Annotated in this window: 1 pseudogene; it reads right to left on the bottom strand. The window is 38.4% G+C overall.

Features of this window, described 5'->3' with window-relative positions:
• Positions 1-285 (bottom strand): annotated as a pseudogene (locus C1G53_RS01810) (aminotransferase); the annotation flags it as partial.
• Positions 286-352: the final 67 nt, after the last annotated feature.

Here is a 352-nt window from a genome sequence, read left to right as displayed (position 1 = left end):
AATGTCAACATTTGGAAATTTCTTTAGCTGACAATACTGCATGATAGCCTTACGTGCAGAAAAAATTCCCTTACTGTTCGAATATCCCTCTGATTTACGGGCGTTATGAATCAAGTCACGAATAACTTCATCTGGAGCAGTAAAACCAAATTCTGCAGGATTCCCCGTATTCAAACGTAAAATCTGCTCTCCATTGGCACGCATGCGCATGGCCTCTTCCAAAACAGGCCCACGAATATCATATGCTACATCATCCAATTTTGTTGACTTGTTAAATTGCTTCATGTCGTCACCTCAACTTTCTATCTTTTCTATTGTACTGTAAAAGCTAAAAAAGTACAAGAATCCTTTA

This window comes from Streptococcus suis, from assembly GCF_002960445.1.
In the GTDB taxonomy this organism is placed as follows: Bacteria; Bacillota; Bacilli; order Lactobacillales; family Streptococcaceae; genus Streptococcus; species Streptococcus hyiners.
Note: the sequence above shows the minus strand (reverse complement) of the source record. Positions and strands in the feature narration are given on the sequence as shown.